The 582-nt window shown below is 67.6% G+C and carries 1 protein-coding gene; it reads right to left on the bottom strand.

Annotated elements, in window-relative coordinates:
• Positions 1-568, bottom strand: a 568-nt coding sequence (locus CCN37_RS42515) for a serine hydrolase (RefSeq protein ID WP_371505683.1), incomplete at its 3' end; no start/stop codon positions are given.
• Between the last annotated feature and the right edge of the window lie 14 nt (positions 569-582).

The following is a 582-nucleotide window of genomic DNA, read 5'->3' as shown; positions in this document are numbered from 1 at the left end:
GGCGCCGGATGTGGCGGAAGCGGTGTGGCGGGCGATGATCGCGGCCTTCATCGACTGGGAGATGGGTCAAGCAGGAGTTCGTTGAGCGCGCGGGCGATGGGCCAAGCGCCGTCGGAGGTGTTGGAGATGACGGTGTGGGTGAGGCCCGAGGCGGGGTCGTGGGTGCTGCGGAAAGAAACACCGGCGTCGTAGCCCTCCAGTTGGACGACGTCCTGGGTGAGGTGCATCCAGAAGCCGAGGCCGCAGCGGAGGTAGGAGTTGGAGCTGTGGGGGCGGACCATCTCGGCGACCAACGCGGGCGGCACGATGCGGCCGGAGAAGAACGCGGGCCAGAAAGCGCGGNNGGAAGCGAATCGGACCGCAAAAACTCGGTGTCGGACATGTTCGCTGGTTCGCAAACGCGGGAACGCACCAGGTCGTGGAAGGGAACACCGCTCGCGCGCTCGGCGATGAGGGCGAGGACGACGTAGCCGCCGTTGCAGTACGACAGGTCCGAGCCGGGAGCGAACTTGGCGGGGAAACCGTCGAGCACGGCGAGGTAGTCGGACGTGGTGGCGAGGGCGTGCATGGGCACGGGGAGGA

It is taken from the genome of Allokutzneria sp. NRRL B-24872, from assembly GCF_002155965.1.
Classification (GTDB): domain Bacteria; phylum Actinomycetota; class Actinomycetes; order Mycobacteriales; family Pseudonocardiaceae; genus Allokutzneria.
Note: the sequence above shows the minus strand (reverse complement) of the source record. Positions and strands in the feature narration are given on the sequence as shown.